Annotated in this window: 13 protein-coding genes and 1 tRNA gene; 6 read left to right on the top strand and 8 right to left on the bottom strand. The window is 36.1% G+C overall.

The features are described from left to right. Window positions 1-122 precede the first annotated feature (122 nt). From L1994_RS01425 to L1994_RS01415, 3 genes are all read left to right on the top strand, one after another. Window positions 123-515: a hypothetical protein gene (locus L1994_RS01425; protein WP_278099922.1), complete on the top strand. Its 393-nt coding sequence runs from the start codon at window positions 123-125 to the stop codon at window positions 513-515. Between the two features lie 62 nt (window positions 516-577). Continuing rightward, entirely contained in the window at window positions 578-841 is a 264-nt protein-coding gene (locus L1994_RS01420) for a hypothetical protein (RefSeq protein ID WP_278099921.1), read from the top strand. Between the two features lie 12 nt (window positions 842-853). Then, window positions 854-1,426 (top strand): pentapeptide repeat-containing protein, encoded by a 573-nt coding sequence (locus L1994_RS01415; RefSeq protein WP_278099920.1) that lies wholly within the window; start codon window positions 854-856, stop codon window positions 1,424-1,426. A gap of 28 nt (window positions 1,427-1,454) precedes the next feature. Here L1994_RS01415 and L1994_RS01410 read toward each other — a convergent pair whose 3' ends face one another. Together L1994_RS01410 and L1994_RS01405 are read right to left on the bottom strand one after the other, a co-directional pair. Next, window positions 1,455-2,249: a hypothetical protein gene (locus L1994_RS01410; protein WP_278099919.1), complete on the bottom strand. Its 795-nt coding sequence runs from the start codon at window positions 2,247-2,249 to the stop codon at window positions 1,455-1,457. After that, entirely contained in the window at window positions 2,246-3,250 is a 1,005-nt protein-coding gene (locus L1994_RS01405) for a TolB family protein (protein ID WP_278099918.1), read from the bottom strand. The genes L1994_RS01410 and L1994_RS01405 overlap by 4 nt, the downstream gene beginning before the upstream one ends. A 182-nt stretch (window positions 3,251-3,432) precedes the next feature. On the opposite strand from L1994_RS01405, the gene L1994_RS01400 reads away from it, so the two are divergent. The 3 genes from L1994_RS01400 to L1994_RS01390 all read left to right on the top strand — a co-directional run bounded on the left by L1994_RS01400 (window position 3,433) and on the right by L1994_RS01390 (window position 10,867). Beyond that, entirely contained in the window at window positions 3,433-3,672 is a 240-nt protein-coding gene (locus tag L1994_RS01400) for a hypothetical protein (RefSeq protein ID WP_278099917.1), read from the top strand. 160 nt (window positions 3,673-3,832) lie between these two features. Further along, on the top strand, window positions 3,833-6,784 hold the full coding sequence (locus L1994_RS01395; protein WP_278099916.1) for a PAS domain S-box protein: 2,952 nt from the start codon (window positions 3,833-3,835) through the stop codon (window positions 6,782-6,784). A gap of 165 nt (window positions 6,785-6,949) precedes the next feature. After that, window positions 6,950-10,867 carry a PAS domain S-box protein gene (locus L1994_RS01390; protein ID WP_278099915.1) on the top strand — a complete coding sequence of 1,306 codons (3,918 nt, stop codon included), beginning with the start codon at window positions 6,950-6,952 and terminating at the stop codon, window positions 10,865-10,867. Window positions 10,868-10,916: 49 nt separating this feature from the next. Here L1994_RS01390 and L1994_RS01385 read toward each other — a convergent pair whose 3' ends face one another. The 6 genes from L1994_RS01385 to mtrA all read right to left on the bottom strand — a co-directional run bounded on the left by L1994_RS01385 (window position 10,917) and on the right by mtrA (window position 19,431). Then, window positions 10,917-12,710 (bottom strand): PAS domain S-box protein, encoded by a 1,794-nt coding sequence (locus tag L1994_RS01385; protein WP_278099914.1) that lies wholly within the window; start codon window positions 12,708-12,710, stop codon window positions 10,917-10,919. An 82-nt stretch (window positions 12,711-12,792) separates the two neighbouring features. After that, entirely contained in the window at window positions 12,793-15,450 is a 2,658-nt protein-coding gene (locus tag L1994_RS01380; RefSeq protein WP_278099913.1) for a PAS domain S-box protein, read from the bottom strand. Window positions 15,451-15,853: 403 nt separating this feature from the next. After that, window positions 15,854-17,152, bottom strand: a complete 1,299-nt coding sequence (locus L1994_RS01375; RefSeq protein ID WP_278099912.1) for a serpin family protein — start codon at window positions 17,150-17,152, stop codon at window positions 15,854-15,856. Window positions 17,153-17,361: 209 nt separating this feature from the next. Next, a tRNA-Glu gene (locus L1994_RS01370) sits at window positions 17,362-17,434 on the bottom strand. A gap of 206 nt (window positions 17,435-17,640) precedes the next feature. Next, entirely contained in the window at window positions 17,641-18,678 is a 1,038-nt protein-coding gene (mtrH, locus tag L1994_RS01365; RefSeq protein ID WP_278099911.1) for a tetrahydromethanopterin S-methyltransferase subunit H, read from the bottom strand. A 15-nt stretch (window positions 18,679-18,693) separates the two neighbouring features. Continuing rightward, complete coding sequence (mtrA, locus tag L1994_RS01360; RefSeq protein ID WP_278099910.1) at window positions 18,694-19,431, bottom strand: tetrahydromethanopterin S-methyltransferase subunit A; 738 nt, start codon at window positions 19,429-19,431, stop codon at window positions 18,694-18,696.

The raw sequence follows: 19,431 nt of genomic DNA, 5'->3' as shown, positions 1-19,431 counted from the left end.
AGATAGTCAGTATCTTAAATATTGCAGGAAAAATAATTGTCGGAATACTTATCCTGGCAGTTCTGGTTTTTATCAGTCTTCTTATAGCAATAGGAATCCTTGGCATTTATGCAGCTGACAATGTGAATTCAGTTTATTCCTGTGATCTTTATCTTTCCACAACAGAACCAATATATAACGCAACACTGCTAATACCGCTGCCATCTGCCCCGGATTTTGATTCAGGAGATTATAGGACGTTTTTAAACATATCAGAAGTTACATTTACAAATTTTGATACGAATAATATCTCTGCAAAAATTGAGATTCAAAGCAACTATCCTATGCTCAATTTATCAGCAGAAAAAATAACTCCTGTTTATAAAAGCCATATTGAACCAATTGCAATTTTTCCCGGTCAAAACGAATCAGAGCTTCCTTCGGTGCCTGCAATCATCTATTCAGAAAGTTATTCAACTAAAACTCCTGAACTTGTGCAGATGGAAATTCACAGGTATTATCTAAAGATGATTTAGAGATCAATACAAAACAACCATTTGATACAGAACCCCTGTTCAGACCACACAGTTTTTTAAGCATGACAGAAATAGAGGAATTCACCATAAAGAAAAGCAACGCTTATTCAAAGTCACAGATAGAAGTTCCCATATATCTTTCATACGAAGCTGACTATGACAATACTTTAAGCATATCCTGTTATCTCAGGGGCTCAAATGAATGGCACGTGCTTGGGTGGCAGTGGGATTTATATGAAGAAATGTTTGAAAATGACTTTAAAGGCTCTAAAAATGGTACATATTTGATGGAAGGTTTTTTAACAGCAGGAGATGGCATTTACTAAAAAGAGGAACCAATGATAAACGAGTCCCAGAACAATATAATTTTTGAAAACTGTGATTATTCACAGACAGAATTTACAGGAAATGAATTTGATTCATGTGAATTTCTAAACTGCAATTTTTCAGAGACTGATTTGTCAGACTGTGATTTTATTGACTGCAAATTTGAAAACTGCAACTTGGGACTTACAAAACTTAACGGAACAGGCTTAAAAAATGTCAGATTTAATAAATGCAAGTTAACAGGGGTTGACTTCAGCTATTGCAGCGATTTTCTCTTTGATGTCGGATTTATTGGATGCATCTTTAGTTATGCTATTTTTTTTAAAAACAGTCTTGTAAAATCTGTGTTTGATGACTGCACATTAAATGAAGCCCAGTTTACTGAATCAGATCTAAGAGAAGCTGAATTTAAGAACTGCAGCCTGTCAGGAACTGTTTTTATCAGAAATAATATGGAGGGTGCGGACTTTAGAACAGCTGAAAATTACATTATAGATCCTGAACTAAACAGGATGAAAAATGCCTTATTTTCATTGCAGGGTGTTTCAGGGCTTCTTTTTAAATATGATATTGTAATAGAATAAGTTTTGAACAAGTTATAATTATACAAAATTATCCGGCTACTTCCGGCAATATATGTGGAGGATAACTATACCCTTTTATGACAACTCCGCCTGACATATTTAAATATGGAATTACCATTCCATGCGGATAACCGTCTTTATACATCTGAATCTGCACCTGATATAAAGACTCACCATTATTTTCAGTAATGCAGACTCCTGAGACTTCATAGTCCAAATCACCTATTGAATATCTGACATCTTTATCAGCAAGAGCAAGTGATAAAACTTCATCTGCAGTAAATTTTAGATTTTTATAATCTTTTGGATAACAGATGTCATTTGAACACGAACCTTCTCTGACAACTGCAACGTAATAACTTCCCGAATATTCAAAATATTTATTGCTGTAATGCAGAAGGGCATAATCATTCTCTTCAGGTGTTAATTCCACACCTCCATGCTTCTTTTCAAGGGCGCTTAAAAGCAGAGGATTATCTTCAAATGATAAATATTCAGAAGAAAGTGGTTCATTTCCATAAAGCTCAAGATTCATTACAATCTCGTTTTTATTGCTGTAATTCTGTATCATGGAATATCCTTCTCCGGCACTAATATTCTCAACAATTAAAAGCCTGCATATGCATGAACATAACCTAATTCTCTCATCACTTCCGGGATAAAACCTGTTTTCATCCAAATCGCTTAAATTATCTTCTGTTATTGAATTATTGATGATATTTACACCAGAATCATCAGGAATCATACCTGTGCATCCCGCAAGAATAGCAGTTAATAATGCAACAGAGGTTAATAATCCTTTTAGGAGACAGAAATTGTTCAATATAATCCTCCTCTTTTAGTCGCCATAATCAAAATTGCAGTTGAAATTGCAAATATCAGAATAACTGTATCAATATCGGATTCTTCTGATCCGGATACGGGTTCATAGCTGTTTTCAGAGGATTTCTCATCAATCAGTCCTGAAATATTTGTGTAATATAAATCCCCGCCATATGTTGTCCATGCAACAATATCGCCGTCAAACGAGCAGTCATACTGGGAGAAATACTGTGGTGCTATCTGATATTCACGACCGGTTTTAAGTGAATATACATAAAGCTGTGAATAACCGCTGCGGCAGTCCTCCCAGAAAATTCTATCCCCATAAAGCTGCGGACTTGCATAACACAGATAGGGGCCGGATGCAATCAGGGTTTTATTGCCAATATCCGGGTCTGTATAATACATAAAAAGATCAGATGTTTTGTCATTACTATGTACAACTTCAATTAAATCCGAAGAAAACATGGGTCTTTTTCTTTCTGAATAATTATATCCTGATTTCCGGGAGAGAGTTACATTAGGATTTAGCATGGAATAATTTTCTGCTGCCTGATAATTTATCCTCTCAATAGGTACAGAATACAAAAAAATGTCAAGAGGGTTTGGATCATCTGAATCAAAATACGCAGGAGATAGTCTGTTCTCATACCAATATACTGTATCATCTTTTATCCAGGGTGAAATGCTCCTGCATACGCTTTTATAAACCGGAGTTGTTGTGTTTGAGGATATATTGAACAGATATGTATTCCCTATTGGAAGATCTTTAAAAAAATTTGGTTTTCCCCTGACAATTCCGTATCTGTACCATTCAGGCTCCCTTCCAAAAGGGTCATCCTTAAAGTCCGTATATACAATATAATTACCGGATACATATGAATCATATGAATCCCCTTCACTAAACATAACTGGATCACCTGCTGATACGAAGGGAACTATTGATGACAAAATAATAATGAAAGCCACAAAAATTAATTTAAACTTTACTGATATTTCCATAAATTGCACCCCACAAGACTTAGCCCCAGATGATTATATTTTAATATCAGGCCTAAAAGACCATAAACACCTCTCACGATATATCCATACCATTTCTATTTGCATTGCTACCTGTAAAGAATTTCAGGAAATTCTGATAAGAAAAAATATTGATAAATGTAATTTTTATTTTTGCTTTGTTTTTGGGAGGAGAAGTATGGCAGGGGAGATTATATGGTTCTTTTTTCACAGCGAAACTTCCTCTCATTGGATTTATTATTGATATATTTACAAAAAACCGGGTTTTTGGGGATTTAAAAACACAATTCTGGTCAGGACTAATCCTGTATGTGGGATTTTTCATCGAAATGACTTTGGTTATGCTTATAATTTATTGGTACTTAAAAGCCTGCACAAATTCAAATGCAGAAAAATACGATTGAGACAAATAAACCGATGGAAACAAGAAAATGGTTTCTTTTTTAACACTGCTATTTTTTAATGCTAAATTTTTGCCTTTCATACCTCTATAACGCCTTATAAAATTAAAAATTATCCTGATACAAGATTATATATCCTTTTAAGAAAAAGGGGATATACATTATGCCATTTGAAGAGTGGGATTTACCTGAAATATCACTTCTTTATGTTGATGATGAACCAGCTCTTCTTGATATTGGCAAAATGTTTCTTGAAAGAACAGGAAATTTTTCTGTAACAACAGCAGAAAGCGTAAAAGAAGCGCTAAAAATACTCTCAACACAATCCTTTGATGCGATAGTATCAGATTATCAGATGCCTGAATTGAGCGGGATTGATTTTTTAAAATATCTACGAGACACTAATAATTCTACGCCATTTTTGATTTTTACGGGAAAGAGCAGGGAAGAGGTAGTAATTGAGGCCTTAAACGAAGGAGCTGATTTTTATGTCCAGAAAGGCGGCGATCCAAAATCACAGTTTGCTGAACTTGCTCATAAAATAAAAAAGTCAATATCAGGAAAAAAAGCTGAGGATATTTTAAAACAACGCCTGTTCTCTCTTACCCGGCCGGAACAGGAATTACAATTTTCTTTTGAAAATTTATTTGACCCTGATGAAATACAAAAAATTCAGGATGAATTTTCTGAATTGACAGGTGTTGCTTCACTAATCACACTTCCTGACGGAACACCTGTTACAAAACCAAGCAGATTCACACGTCTGTGCAAAGATATAATAAGAAAAACAAAAACCGGATGCCAAAACTGTCATAAATCAGATGCAGCAATTGGAAAACCAAATCCTGACGGTCCGACAGTTCAGATTTGCCTGAGCGGAGGGCTGTGGGACGCAGGAGTAAGCATAATCATAAACGGACAACACATCGCAAACTGGCTTGCAGGACAGATCAGAAACGAAGCTCAAAGTGAAGATAAAATGCGTGAGTATGCAAGGAAGATAGGTGCTGATGAAGAAGAGTTTATGAAAGCTTACTATGAAGTTCCTTCGATGTCATATGAAGAGTTCTTATCTGTTGGCAAAATACTGCATACAGTTGCAAACCTGATTTCTAAAACTGCCTATCAAAATTTTATGCAGGCAAGAACAATTGCTGAAAAAGAAAAAACAGAACAGGAACTGTACAGAAAAACAGAAGAACTTCATGCCGCATATGAGGAATTAACTGTCTCTGAAGAAGAGCTCCAAAACAGCCTTAATGAGATGATATCAAAAGAAAAAGAGCTTCAAAAATCAAAACAGGAGCTTTCCGACATCATTGAATTTCTACCGGATGCAACATTTGTAATTGACAGAGAAGGAAAAGTAATCGCCTGGAATCGTGCAACTGAAATAATGACAGGCGTTAATAAAAAAGACATAATCGGAAAGGGCAACTATGAAACAGGCCTGGTATTTTTCAATGAAAGAGTTCCGATTTTAATTGATCTTGTAATAAACTACGATGAAAAAGCAGTCAGTAAATACTCAAAAATCAGATGGGAAGATGACAAGCTGGTTGCAGAAATCTTCAAACCCGAATATAATACAGGAATGGGCACATATTTTTGGTTTACCGCATCACCCCTTTATGATTCTGACAAAAAATTAATTGGTTCAATCGAATGTATCAGAGATATAACAGACAGAAAAAGGGCAGAGATTATTCTAAAAGAGTCAGAAAACTTATACAGAACAATATTTGAAACTACAGGTGCGGCAACAATAATTATTGAGGACGATACAACAATTTCAATGGCAAACTCCGGATTTGAAGAACTTTCAGGTTTTTCAAAAGAAGAAATCGAAAACAAAATGTCCTGGACGGATTTTGTTTTAAAAGATGATCTCGATTTAATGCTTAATTATCACAAAAAGCGCCGCAATCCTGATAATGAGGGAAAACAGGTCACAGGAACATATGAATTTCGTTTTATAGACAGAGATGGAAGAATTCATTACTGTCTAAATAATGTAAAACTAATTCCAAAATCCAGACGAAGTGTTGCATCATTCATAGACATAACAGACCGGAAACAATCAGAAGAAACTCTACTGGAAAGTGAAAAACGATACAGAAATCTTATAGAAAACCTGCATGACATTGTGTATACACTCACAAAAGAAGGGGAATTTACATTTGTATCCCCGGCCGCTTCATCACTGCTTGGTTTCCCGCAGGGTTATTCCAAAGGAAAATCTTTTCTGGATTATATCCATCCTGATGACGTTTCAAAAAGCCTGGAATTCTTAGAAAAGGTCTTGAAATCCGGAGAAAGACTGGAGGGAATTGAATACAGAATAAAAGATGCAGAAGGTTCATGGCACTGGCACACATCCGGAATTGTACCTATTAAGAATGAATCAGGAGAAGTTCTTGGATTTGAAGGAATTGCAAGAGATATAACAGACAGAAAAATCGCTGAAGAGTCTCTTTGTCTTGCAAACAGAAAACTTCAGATTCTCTCCGGCATTACAAGGCATGATATTTTAAATCTCATAACAATAGTCAGAGGAGCACTTGAGATTACTAAGGATTATGCAAAAGATCCCGTTCAGATTGATTACCTGGATAAAATTGATACTGCTGTACAAAAAATCCAGCGACAGATTGAGTTCACCCGCGAATATGAAAATCTCGGGGTTGAAAGAGCAGTCTGGCTTAATATCAGAAAGCTGATAGATAAATCAGCGGATGACAGAATAAAACTCTATAACAACTGCGAAAACATTCTCATAAAAGCAGATCCAATGCTTGAAAAGGTCTTTGCAAACTTAATGGATAATACAATACGGCATGGAGTAAGTGCAACAGAAGTCCATACAACCTGCATAATATCTGACAGTGAGCTTAAAATTATCTGGGAAGACAACGGTGAAGGTGTAGCTGAGTCTGAAAAAGAGAAAATATTTGACAGAGGCGTTGGTAAAAATACCGGCTTCGGACTATTTTTAACACGTGAAATTTTATCAACAACAGGAATTACAATTAAAGAAACAGGAAAAGAAGGGCAGGGTGCAAGATTTGAGATAATTGTTCCAAACGGCGCCTGGCGCTTTTCTGCCCGGCAATAAAAACATTATTTTGTAAATTCCAAGATAAATAATCTAATATGACTGATTTTTAACTGTCCTGTCAAACAAGTACCTGATTGAAATCTTCATATGGACAGGATTAGACAGAAATAATACTTTTCACCATCAGTAAGAATTATCAAATCTAAAAAGATATGATAAATAATGCCTGAAATAATAAATCTCATCTACGTTGATGACGAGCCTGCTCTTTTAGAGATTGCAAAAATATTTCTTGAAAGAACCGGTGAATTTCAGGTTAATACTTACACATCTGTACAGGAAGCTCTGGACTCTGCATCAATTGGTGAATGTGACGTCATAATATCCGATTACCAGATGCCCGGAATGAACGGCATTGCTTTTTTAAAAGAGGTCAGAAATAAATTTGGCGACATTCCCTTTATTCTTTTCACAGGTCACGGACGTGAGGAGGTTGTAATTGATGCAATCAACAATGGAGCTGATTTTTACCTTCAGAAAGGCGGAGAGCCAAAATCACAGTTTGCAGAGCTCTCACATAAAATAAAACAGGCATACAGAAGAAGTCACGCTGAAGATGAACTTTCAGACTCAAAAAGACGCCTCCTTGACATCATAGATTTTCTTCCTGATGCAACCTTTGCAATTGATACCAACGGAGTTGTCATTGCATGGAACCGCTCAATAGAAGATCTTACAGGGGTCTCTGCCACATCAATCCTTGGAAAAGGAAATTTTGAATATTCAAAGGCAGTATACGGCGAAAAACGCCCAATGATGATAGATCTTCTTAATGAATCCAATGAAACAATTCTTCAGTATTATTCAAATGTATTCAGAAACGGAAGCACAATCACCGGTGAGACCGTACTTAAAATTCCGAACGGAAAAAACCTGTCCGTTCTTGGAAAGGCATGTCTTCTTTATAATCAGAAAGGAGAAGTCACAGGTGCAATTGAATCAATCAGGGATATTACTGAACTTAAAGAAGCAGAAAGTGAGCTTTTAAGGAGCAGGGAAAGATACCATGATCTCTTAAATGCAACCGACCTTATTCAAAGCGTTGACCCAAAAGGGCGTTTTCTATTTGTAAATAACACGTGGCTTGAAACACTCGGATATAAAGAGTATGAATTAGAAGATATTACCTTATTTGATGTAATTCATCCTGAAAGCCTCAAACACTGCAAAGAGACATTTTCACGTGTAATGTCAGGAGAGACTATTGAATTAATAGATGCGGTCTTTAAGAAAAAGACTGGTGAGAAAGTATTCGTTCAGGGAATGGCGACATGCAAAATTTCAAACAACATCCCGCAGTATACAAGAGGTATCTTTAAAGATGTAACCCACATCAAAGAAACAGAAACAGCTCTTATTGAGAGTGAGCAAAAATTCAGGGGAATTTTTGAACACAGCCCTTATCCGATTGCAATAAACAATCACCCGGACAATAAATTCATTGAAGTAAATAAATCATTTTTAGAATTAAGCGGATATTCAAAAGAAGATATTATTGGAAAAGATCCAATAAGATTAGGACTCATTTCAATGTCTGATGCATTAAAACTTGTCTCAAAACGAATATTTGCAGGAAAAGTGGAAAATGTACCCCTTGCAATTAATTTAAAAGACGGAAGAAAAATTCATGTTGTCTTCTCATCAGTCTCATTAAAATTAGGCGATAAGACTGTAGTATTGACACTTGCGGCAGAAACAACAAAATTAAAAAGAGTTGAAGAAGAGCTTTTAAAAATAAACGAAGAGCTTAGCGCCGCATATGAAGAACTGACTGCAACTGAAGAAGAATTAAGAAAAAAATATATTGAACTTGCAAAAAGTGAAGATGAATTAAGGGCAAGTGAAGAAAAATTCAGAAGTCTTGTAGAATATTCCTTAGACGGCATTATTATAGCTGATTTCTCAGGAAATGTGCTTTTCATTAATAAGGCAATTGCCGATATAGTTAAAATCCCATATCCGGATTCAACCGGATATGATTTGAATTTAATTGATTATGTATCTCCGGATTCTTTGCAGGAAGTTTTAAATGACTTAAAAAATGTAAGAACAGGAAATGATGCCTATCCTGTATCTTACAAAATACTAACAAAAAACAAAGATGAAATCTGGGTTGAATGCATCGGAAAAAAGATCTCTTATCTGAATACTGACGCAATATTTGTCTCAGTTCGCGATGTAACTGACCGAAAAATTGCAGAAGAAAAGCTTCAGAATTCAGAGAACAAATTTGTAACTTTATTTGACAAAAGTCCACTGCCTTTGACTCTTGTTGAAGCAAAAACCGGAATTTTCTCAGATGTCAGCGATGTTTTCCTAAGAAATACCGGATATTGCCGTGAAGAACTTGTTGGGAAAAAAAACGAAGATATTGGTTTGTTTGTCGATCCGGCTGAGGCCGAAGCCTTTACCACTTCTGTCAGAGAAAAGGGCTTTGTCAACGGTATGGTAATTAAATGCCGGATAAAAAACGGAAATATTGCTACATGTAAATTCCATTCAGCAATTGTTTTGATGAACCAACAACCCTACCTCCTTTCATCAGTTGAGGATATAACAGAAAAAAGAAAAGAAGAGGAAGCATTTGAAGCACTTGTCAGAAGTATGATTGGCACAACCGGCCTTGATTCATTAAAGATAATTACAAAAAACATAAATTCACTGCTTGATGCAGACCTTGTTGGTATCGGAAAATTTCAGCCTGACGGTAATACTGTTAAATTAAAGTCCATTACATCTGACATTAAAGATTTTGAGTATTCATTCAATTCAGCCGGGAATCCGTGTGAAAATTTAAAAAATAATGGTTTTACCTTTTACCAGGACAATATATCTGAAATTTTCCCGGAATCCCGGTTTTTGAAAATACACAACATACGCGGATACATTGGAACGCCGCTTAAAAATTCCCATGGAGATACAATCGGTGTTCTAGAAATACTTTCCAAAAAACCGCTTTTAATAAATAAATCCATCAGGGATATAATTGAGATTATTGCAGTTAAAGCCGCATCTGAACTTGAAAGAACAGCAATAGAGAATGAACTTTCTGAAAGTGAAAAAAAATATCACACCATTGTAGACCGTTCATCAGACATGATTGGAATTATTGATAAGGATAAAAGGCTTGTTTATGCATCACCTGCTTCTCTTGAAATCTTTGGTTATACTCCAGAGGAATTCACAGGAAAAACAGAGATTTTTGCCGCTAAAAATATTTTTTCTGATTCATTCAAAGACTTTATGAAGACTGTTGCAATCTCTGAGGAGGGTATTTCTTCAGAAAATGAATTTGAAGTCCAAAGAAAAGATAAAAGCAAAGCATATGTAAACCTTAAAGTTTTGCCAATCATTAAAGACGGCGTATTTAATGGAGCACAGATAAGAATTCAGGACATAACAGAGAAAAAAATCTCTGAAAAGGCTTTAAAAGCGGCAAACAAAAAATTAAAACTGCTTTCAGGAATAACCCGCCACGATATTAAAAATCAGCTTATGGCAATGAAAGGCTATGTTCAGATAATAGAGATGAAAAATAATGAATCTTCGGATAACAAATTTTTATCAGGCATAATATCTTCAATTGACAATATAAGAGACATGATTGATTTTACAAAGGAATATGAGGATATCGGAGTTAATATTCCTTCATGGTTTAATATAGAAGATATCGTCTGGAAATCGGCAGAGACATTTTCAAACGCTGATTTTTCAATTAAAAATAACATTCCAAAAGATTTAAGGATCTTTTCAGACCCGCTTATTGAAAAGGTGTTCTATAACTTAATTGACAATGCCGTAAGGCATGAAACAGGAGCATCCGAAATTGAATTTTTTGTCGAAGAAGCAGATGAAGATTTAATAATCGTTTGTTCAGATAATGGAAAAGGCATCTCAACTGAAGACAAAGAGAGAATTTTTGAATCAGGATACGGAAAAAATACAGGATTTGGACTTTATATATCACGTGATATTCTTGAAATCACAGATCTTTCAATTAAAGAGACAGGAGAAGAGGGAAGCGGTGCAAGGTTTGAAATTCATGTGCCTCATAACCAGTATTATTTCGTGCAGGAGTAAATACCAGTTTAAACCAGACAGTATTACTTATTCTCTCAGAATACTTTTTTTATTTTTTCGTAACTCTTCCTTTTTCTTCAAAATAATATCCACCCTTAGGAACAGATAGTTCAAATGTGGCACCTTTTCCAAAAACACCAACCTCAGATATTTTAATTTTTGTTATATCAAGTATTTCCCTTGCCAAAAACAGACCAAAACCGGTGTTTTGACCATATCCTGATTCAAAAATTTTTTCCTTTTTCGAGTCCTCAATTCCGGGTCCGTTGTCTTCCCATGAAATTATAAGAGTTGAATCACCACCAATTCTGCATCTGATGTTTATCAAAACCAAACCTTTTGTATGACGAAGAGTGTTGTCGAAGAGGTTATAAAATACCTTTTCAAGCATAGCATCGGCATAAACATAAATGCCTTTGCATTCAAAATTAAGCTCTGCACGAACATCAGAAAGTTCTTTTGTTATTTCTTCGAGAGAAAGCCATAAGGGTTCATTTACACCAACCTTTCCATACTCACGGGCAAACTCAATCTGGCTCATAATCAGATTAACTGCATCTACCGCTTCACCCAGATATGGCTGAATATCAGGGTTTAAATCCTTTTTATCCAGCAAAGAAATGAAAATTTCAAGTGCATTTGCCTTGTTTAAAATATCATGGCATGTGATGTATGATAAAAGGCTCAATTTTTTGTTTAAATTGATAAGAGCTTTTTCAGAGTTCTTCCAGGCAGTTATGTCACGGCAGATGCAAAGGATTAATTTTTCTCCTGAAAAATTAGCGGCAGTTGTGCTGATATCAACATCAATTTCTGTTCCGTCTTTTCTTAGATGGCGGGTTTCAAAGTGATCCCCCTTTTCATCAACGGTTTTAAGCATTTTAGAGATAATTTCGCGTGGTACTGATTGATTCCACTCCCAGATATGCATTTTTTTGACATCATCGACACTATAGTAAAGCATATCTGCAAAACTTTTGTTAACTTCAAAAACACTCCCATCTTCTCTTATTATTATAATTCCATCACGCGACTGATCCTGCAGGATTCTTCTTCTTGTTATCTCATCCTTAAGAGCCATCTCAATTTTTTTGCGGTCAGTAATATCTCTTACAACAGACAGAACAAGACATCCCTGAGAATCTGTCCGAATCAGATGACAATTTACCTCTACAGGAAATTCTGTCCCGTCTTTTCTAACCTGTGATGACTCAAATTTATGAGAGCCTTTTTTGTATAAAATTTCAACCTGCTCTTTTGCCTCACGTTTTCCAATTTCTCCGGCAATGTCAAGAGCAGTCATCCGAAGAAACTCTTCGCGGCTGTAGCCTATACTTTCAGATGCACTGCTGTTAACTTCGATAAAAAGACCGGGGAGTCCGTTTTCATCAATTTTATAAAGAAACAGTGAATCACTTATACTTTCAAAGAGCGTGTGATAGCGATCACAACTTAACGCCAGTTTTTCAATTGTATATTTAAGCTCTTTGTTTTTCTCTCTGACTTTATCATTGGCGTATTTTGTTTTTTCAGAAAGAATTGTAATTATACAGGCGATTCCAATGAAGATGAGAGTCCTTGCAATTCCGTTTCCAAACTCATTAAATCCTGCATAGCCAGTCAGAAGACCTAAATAGACAAATGAGAGGATTACAGAGAATAAAAGCCCCCGTCTGAGATAAAAAATGCATGCAAGAATTATTGGGATATAAAAAAAATTTTGAAAAATGATATAAAATCCGGATGATAAGGAGAAAAAGCTTATGACAATACAGAAAATTGTCATTATTATCAGTGCAAAAGCAGTCTTTTTATCTGCCAAAAATTCACTGTTCAGGCTCACTTTGGATATCTATAAGGCGCTTTTTTTATATAAATTGCTATCAAGACAAAAAAAATAATTTCTGAAAAGTTTTAATATTTATTTAGCGCTCATCTGAGTCTTTAATCTTATATCCACCCATAGGAACAGACATCTCAAATCTTGCACCTTCCCCAAATACTCCGGTTTCACAGATTGTAATTTTGGTTATATCAAGAATTTCTCTTGCCAAAAATAATCCAAACCCTGTGTTTTTGCCATATCCCCTTTTAAAAATCTCTTCTTTTTTTGAGTCCTCAATTCCGGGCCCGTTGTCTTCCCATATAATTACCAGATTTGATTCATCAGTTTTTCTGCAATTTATATCTACCACAGCCGCTCTTTTTGCATGACGAAGTGTATTGTCAAAGAGATTGTAAAAAACCTTCTCAAGCATTGCATCAGCATAGATATAAACCCCTTTGCAATTAAAATTCAAACAAACATTAGCGTCAAAAAGACCTTCAGTGATTTTTTCAAGAGAAATCCACAATGGTTCTTTTACGCCTACCTTTTCATACTCACGGGTAAATTCAATCTGGTGCATAATTGAATGCACTGCTTTTTTCGCTTCATCCAGATAAGGCCTCATATCGGAATTTAATTGATTTTCATCCAGTAAGGATATGAAAATTTCAAGTCCGTTTGTCTTATTTGATATATCATGGCAGGTAATGTATGATAAAAGATTTAATTTTTTGTTAACGCTGATAAGTGCTCTCTCAGAGTTCTTCCATGAAGTTATGTCACGACAGATGCAAAGAATCAATTTTTCTCCTGAAAATATAGCGGCGGTTGTGCTGATATCAACATCAATTTCTGTCCCGTCTTTTCTTATATGCCTGGTTTCGAAGTGATCACCTTTTTCATCAACAATCCTTAGCATCTCAAGAGCAATATAATCAGGACCAGTATTATTCCAGTCCCATACATACATTTTTTTGACATCATCAATGCTGTATCCAAGCATATTTGCAAAACTCTCGTTTACCTCAAAAACACTCCCGTCTTCTCTTAAAACCACTATTCCATCGCGAGACTGATCCTGAAGAATTCTTCTTCTTGTAATTTCATCCTTAAGAGCCATCTCAATTTTTTTGCGACCGGTAATATCTCCTATTGAGATTAAAATTGCAGGACTCCCTTCAAAAGTTATAGCCTTTCCAATGCTTTCTATCCAGCGTTCTTCACCTTTAACAGTATTCAGAAGGTATTGTGCAATATATCCGTCAGTTCCCTGTGAGACCTTTTCGAAATCTAACAAAACATCTTCTCTTGAGGCAGGCGCAATGAAATCCATCACGTTTGCCGAACAGGACACATCAGTGCAATCCTCTGGAAAAACGATTCTTCTGGCACTTTCGTTTGCAAACAAAACATTTCCATTAAAGTCAAGAATTAAAATCCCTCCAAGAGAATATTCAACCAGTGTTCTGAATTTCCTCTCGCTTTCAGATAATTCCTCAAGTGCATGAAGACGCTCTATTTCTCCCGATGCCTTGGAAGAAAAAATATCGATGATTTCTCTGGAATATGGGGGAACTTTAAGTTTTTTTCTCGACAATATGCAGATAACACCTAAGTTTCTGCCATCTTTCGCATACAATACAGAACCCAGATATCCTCTCACACAAAATTTATCAACAATATCCTCTATATAAAATTCAGAGGATTTGCAGTCAGGATTTATACAATATTCTTTTTCTAAAAGTTCTTCACATAATGTTCCCTTAAGGCTGAATGATTTATCTAAAATCAGTTTATTGTCAAGATACATTGATATTGCATTTATCTTTTTGTAGCCGGGCATATACTCTCCAAGTATTACACAGTCTGCATCAAAATAGGTGCTTAGTTCTTTTGTTATCCTGTTAAGAGAAGCCCTGCCGCTTGTACCAGACATTCCTGAAACAAGCATCTGAAAAGATTTTTCTGAAGCTTTTAGTTCAGTTATATCTTCAACTGTTGAGATAACATAAGCCTTTTTTTCAATTGTAATTACTCTTGAAAAAAAGCGGTACATCCTTATCTCCCCTGACTTCATCCGGAATCTAAGTTCAAGCCCTGATATATATCCTTTCTTTCGAAGAGTATGTATCATTGAGTAATAATCATCCATATCGACAAAAAAATCAAAGTCAGGCGGACTTTTGCCAACCACTTCATCCCGGCTATAGCCTGTACTTTTTAAGAAAAGATCATTAACTTCGGCAAAAACGACTTCAGGAAGTGAAATTAATACAAAAGGAACAGGCATGTTGTAAAAGAGTGTTCCTTTTCGTGTTTCAAGATTTAAAACTTCTTTTTGATTTTTTTTAACAAGAAAATTTACTTTTTCAGATAAACTGTCAAACAGAGGATAAGATGTGGAGTCCTTCTTTAGATAATAGTCAAAGCCTGCATTTAATGCTTCAATTATCAGACTTTTATTCTCTGATTTTGTAAATAAAATAAAAGGGGTTTTATCATTATTCTCTCTTGTATTTCTAATAAATTCAATCCATTCCTTATCATCGTCAAAAAAACCGGCAATTACACAATCATATTTTAGAGGCGTATAGATTTTTTTGGCTTCATGAAATCCGGCACAGCTATCAGCAAGGATTGATTTTTGTTTGGCAAATTCTAAGAATTCATCACAAAAAGCTTTGTTTTCATCAACATACAGAACAAAAACCGGTTTTATCTCCATTTCATCATGCCTTTTAAATTTGAAATCCAAACCCCTCACTTTTTTTTATTACAGATTTAAATAACGCTAAATTGTTATTTTTTCTTATTTTCCTGACCTTTTTTTATTTGACTTTTTAACTTTTTTTATCTCTTAAACTATTTTTAATTTATGGACTTTTTTATTCCTTATATTTATTTTCTTTTTTTCTTTTTGTCTTATTTGTGTATTACACATACATAAAACATTCATAAAAAACGTCCATGAAATAATATTTCATGCACCGGTTTCATGTAAGTTACAAAGGAACTTTCATGTAAAACCCGCATGATGAGCTTTTTTTCATCACACAAAAAGTGATGATAAGTCTATCAGGGATTTTGACTTTCATAGCAAAAAATGCTATGAATGATTCGATAAGAACCATTAATTAATTGAAAAAAAGGTTGATTGATTATGATTCCGGATTGCAGATTCTTCCAACAAAGAGAATGTTTCCTGTTTTGTCATCCTGAATAGTAAATATAAATGGATGATCTGCCATAAATACAAATGCCGGGTCTTTTTCAATTACAGATGTGAGCTGCATTACAACAGCGGTTGCGGCGGCGGCCTCTGTTCCTTCTTCATCTACATCAACATACGCTTTGTGAACAACGTAACTTATGCTGAGACTTTTTGTCCCGTCCATCCCTGAAAAGTCAGCAGAAGCAGAAAATGAATCGGTCATTCCCATACTTTTTAAGGTATCAGAAAGAGAATATTTTGTTTCAAGCATAAATTTGGGCAGATACACCATGACTTCTTCTTCTGTCATTGAATCTGTTAAATCACTGTATTTATCAAAGGTCAGATAATCTTCTGCTTTTGAGAGAGTATTATCTTTTGGAAGAAGAATTATCATTGAAAGTCCGTTTGAATCACTGCTTTCATAAGGCATCTTTAAAGCCTGAACAGTTTCTGTTTCAGCATAATCAAACAATGCATCTTCATCTGTCCTCTGCATCATATCGACAGCAACAACTTTTCCTGCCGGAGTTGTAAAGTCAGCTTTTGATGTTTTATTTTTGTCAAACTCTTTTACCCAGTCTCCCTTGAAATAAACTGCATTTGTTATTACAAGGCGGGTCATTGAATCAATCATACCCTGAGGGATTAGGTCTTTTATCTTTTCGTTTGTCTTCACCTCAGTCCATTTGTTGATTTCAAGACGTGAATCCTCTGGCTTTTCAATAAAGTTTAAGTTTTTTGTCTCTGCCGAGTAATACTCCTCTGCTGTTTTCATATACGAATCAAGGAAAGGATGTGTCTTTTCAGCCCAGAGTGCGTTTGCAACGCTTAAATCATATGCTGAGTTTTCTTCGTTTATTGCAGTGTTCAAATCTCTAAAACCCTGTCTTAAAATATCGATGCTCTTTGGGAAGTAAAATACAGAACTTATCTCATCCGCAGTATTTTCCTTTGCTCCCTCATAGACAAGTGCAAATGCTGATGATATTGAATACGGAGAGTAGAATATATTTGAATCAACTTCTGTTTCTTTGGAGATTGCGTCATACAAAGAGAACGCAAAGTTTGTGTTTGCCGATGCCACTGCTTTTTCAGATTCAGTGCTGTTTAATTCAGCACCATGTGTTTTATCTGGTGTTTTGTCCCCGCTGTCTTTATTATCAGGGTCAGAAACTCCTGTGCATCCTGCAAATATTGCACAAAATATAAGAAGTGTTACTGCCGCGAATGTAAATTTTTTCATTCTTTTTTTATTTATGAATTCTTTCATGTAGAACTTTATAGTCACGAAAAGTATTAAGTCCGGCGTTGACTTCAAAAATAGTTGTAACTATAAAGATGATTTCAGGATTATGATGATTTCAGAATTATCATAATCTCATATTATCAGGATTTTTATATTTGTAATTCACAAATCTGGCAATAATGAGAATAATTAAAAATAATAAATTATGCTGATACGGGGATTTGAACCCCGGTCGCAGGAGTGAGAGTCCTGCATGATTGGCCCCTACACTATATCAGCAAAAAGTGCCTTTCTATATTGAAGCGCTACACATTTAAAATTAATTATTTTGAAATAAAAAAACCGGCTGTGACCAAAAAAAAAAAACAAAAATTTCTTTTAAAAAAAATCAGAAAATTCAAAAAATTGCAAAAAAATACGTAAATCAAATAAAAAACCAGAAATCGAAGGAAAACAAAATAAAAAAATTATTTTAGGGTTTTCTCTTATACGAGGTGGAAGAGCGGGTGTGTGTCCACCTGCGGTTCAAGACCGAACTCTTTTGCAGCCTCTGCAAGGACAATATCTGTAAATGCAATAGCGGTTGTTGCCGCCTCACAGTTCTCGATAGGTCCGTACATAATAAGGTCAGCTCCAAGAGTTGCCGCCATGATGTTACATCCAATATCAGGTGCTGTCCATGCTGCCTGCTTTAAGCCTTCAAGTCCACCGGAGTGGTGATGACCCATCTGCTCAGCAAGGAGATCCTTTCCTTCGTACTGCTGAAGAAGCAGTGAAGGATTCTTCTTTGAACCTCTCCAGCGCTTTAACCAGGGCCATGAAACAGTCATGTTGTGGTATGCACCGCCGGTTGGAAGACCGTGAATTGCCTTGCATGCAAGAATCTCACGGAATGAACCGCCTGAACCAAGGCCGAGAGGTGTTGCCGCTGTATCGAGAATAGGACGTGTAATTCCACACTCCTCTGCGATTGCAAGCATTGATTTTTCCTGACCTGCAACTCCGCCTGATGTTAAAACCTGTTCACGACCGCGAACACTTGGGTCACCAGGGTTGAATGCAAGAACAATAGCCGCATCTACATCACTGTTCTTCAAAGCCTCAATATTCTCAGGTCCTATTGAACCGTTGATTGAGTTGTAGATAGCACGGTCTGCAAGACCAACTTCAGTGACATATTCACAAGCATGTGCAAGTGCACCAGGGTTGGATGAATCCATTAAGAATGCAGTCTTGTTGTCGACTGAGTCAAACCACTGGAAGTAGCTTTCAAATGCCTCTGGTGTTTCTGAGATTATCTGGCAGAAGTGCTGAATTCCTGACTGATCAGAAAGTTCCAGACATCTGTTCCAGAGCGCCTCTGCTCTATCCTTGTCTATTATGCCCTTCTCATCATCAATAACTGTTTCATGCTTGTTATAGAAGATAGAAGCGCCAAGCACCCTCGGATACTCTCCGGGCTGCCCACCAATCTTGGTACCGTTGAAATCAAGTACCGTCTGCTCTTTTTCAAATTTGAACATTTTTCGTCACTCCTCCTAGATCATTGCCATAAGTTTTGGGAGTAATACCAATAACATCATAAATACAATCAAACCGGCTGTAAGACCATAAAGAATACCGATATCACGGCCAATTTTACGTCCTACACGCTGGGCAATCTCTGCATCTGCAAATTCAAGTTTTGTCTCAATTTCGTTGAGGCGTGCTTCAATTTCAAGGAACTGCGGGTTTGCGGTTGCAACTACTGCTCCGTCTGCTCCACCTTCCTCTTTGACCTCAACAACCATTGCTTCAGCCTCAAATGCACCTGGATCGCGTGCTGTAAGCTCAGAAATCTTTGCTTTGATAGCACCGACATCCTCGGATTCCATGATATCGATTACTTCGATCTGTTCCTGGAAACGCTTGATTGCTTCTGCATTTAGATTTTCAATGAATGGAATTGCACCCTGTGCTCCGACAATCTTACCGCCTTCAACACCACCGGCATGAAGGGCTTTTAAACACTGACCGGAGAGGTGACCCTTAACTTCTGTTCCGCAAGTAATAAGGAAGCGAATGTTTGGGTTTGCAACTACGTTTGCGACAATCTTCTCAAGACCAAGGTTTTCTGTCTTACAGGAACCGCACATTGCCGCTCCTGCGTCACAGATTCCCTGCTCATCAAGATGTGAACCCATTGTTACAACAACAACAGGGCTGTTTGCATCGCCGGTGTGGTAGTCACCCTGTATCTTTGGCCATCCTGAAGCCGGAGATTTTTTGTCAGCCAT

The organism is Methanomicrobium antiquum (assembly GCF_029633915.1).
Taxonomy (GTDB): Archaea; Halobacteriota; Methanomicrobia; order Methanomicrobiales; family Methanomicrobiaceae; genus Methanomicrobium; species Methanomicrobium antiquum.
This window is presented reverse-complemented; position numbering and strand designations above follow the sequence as displayed.

Excerpts from the sequence above, each read along its gene's own strand:
- L1994_RS01420 (WP_278099921.1), top strand. The coding sequence starts at position 578 with ATGACAGAAATAGAGGAATTCACCATAAAGAAAAGCAACGCTTATTCA.
- L1994_RS01415 (WP_278099920.1), top strand. The coding sequence starts at position 854 with ATGATAAACGAGTCCCAGAACAATATAATTTTTGAAAACTGTGATTAT.
- L1994_RS01405 (WP_278099918.1), bottom strand. The coding sequence starts at position 3,250 with ATGGAAATATCAGTAAAGTTTAAATTAATTTTTGTGGCTTTCATTATT.
- L1994_RS01395 (WP_278099916.1), top strand. The coding sequence starts at position 3,833 with ATGCCATTTGAAGAGTGGGATTTACCTGAAATATCACTTCTTTATGTT.
- L1994_RS01390 (WP_278099915.1), top strand. The coding sequence starts at position 6,950 with ATGCCTGAAATAATAAATCTCATCTACGTTGATGACGAGCCTGCTCTT.
- L1994_RS01375 (WP_278099912.1), bottom strand. The coding sequence starts at position 17,152 with ATGAAAAAATTTACATTCGCGGCAGTAACACTTCTTATATTTTGTGCA.
- mtrH (WP_278099911.1), bottom strand. The coding sequence starts at position 18,678 with ATGTTCAAATTTGAAAAAGAGCAGACGGTACTTGATTTCAACGGTACC.
- mtrA (WP_278099910.1), bottom strand. The coding sequence starts at position 19,431 with ATGGCTGACAAAAAATCTCCGGCTTCAGGATGGCCAAAGATACAGGGT.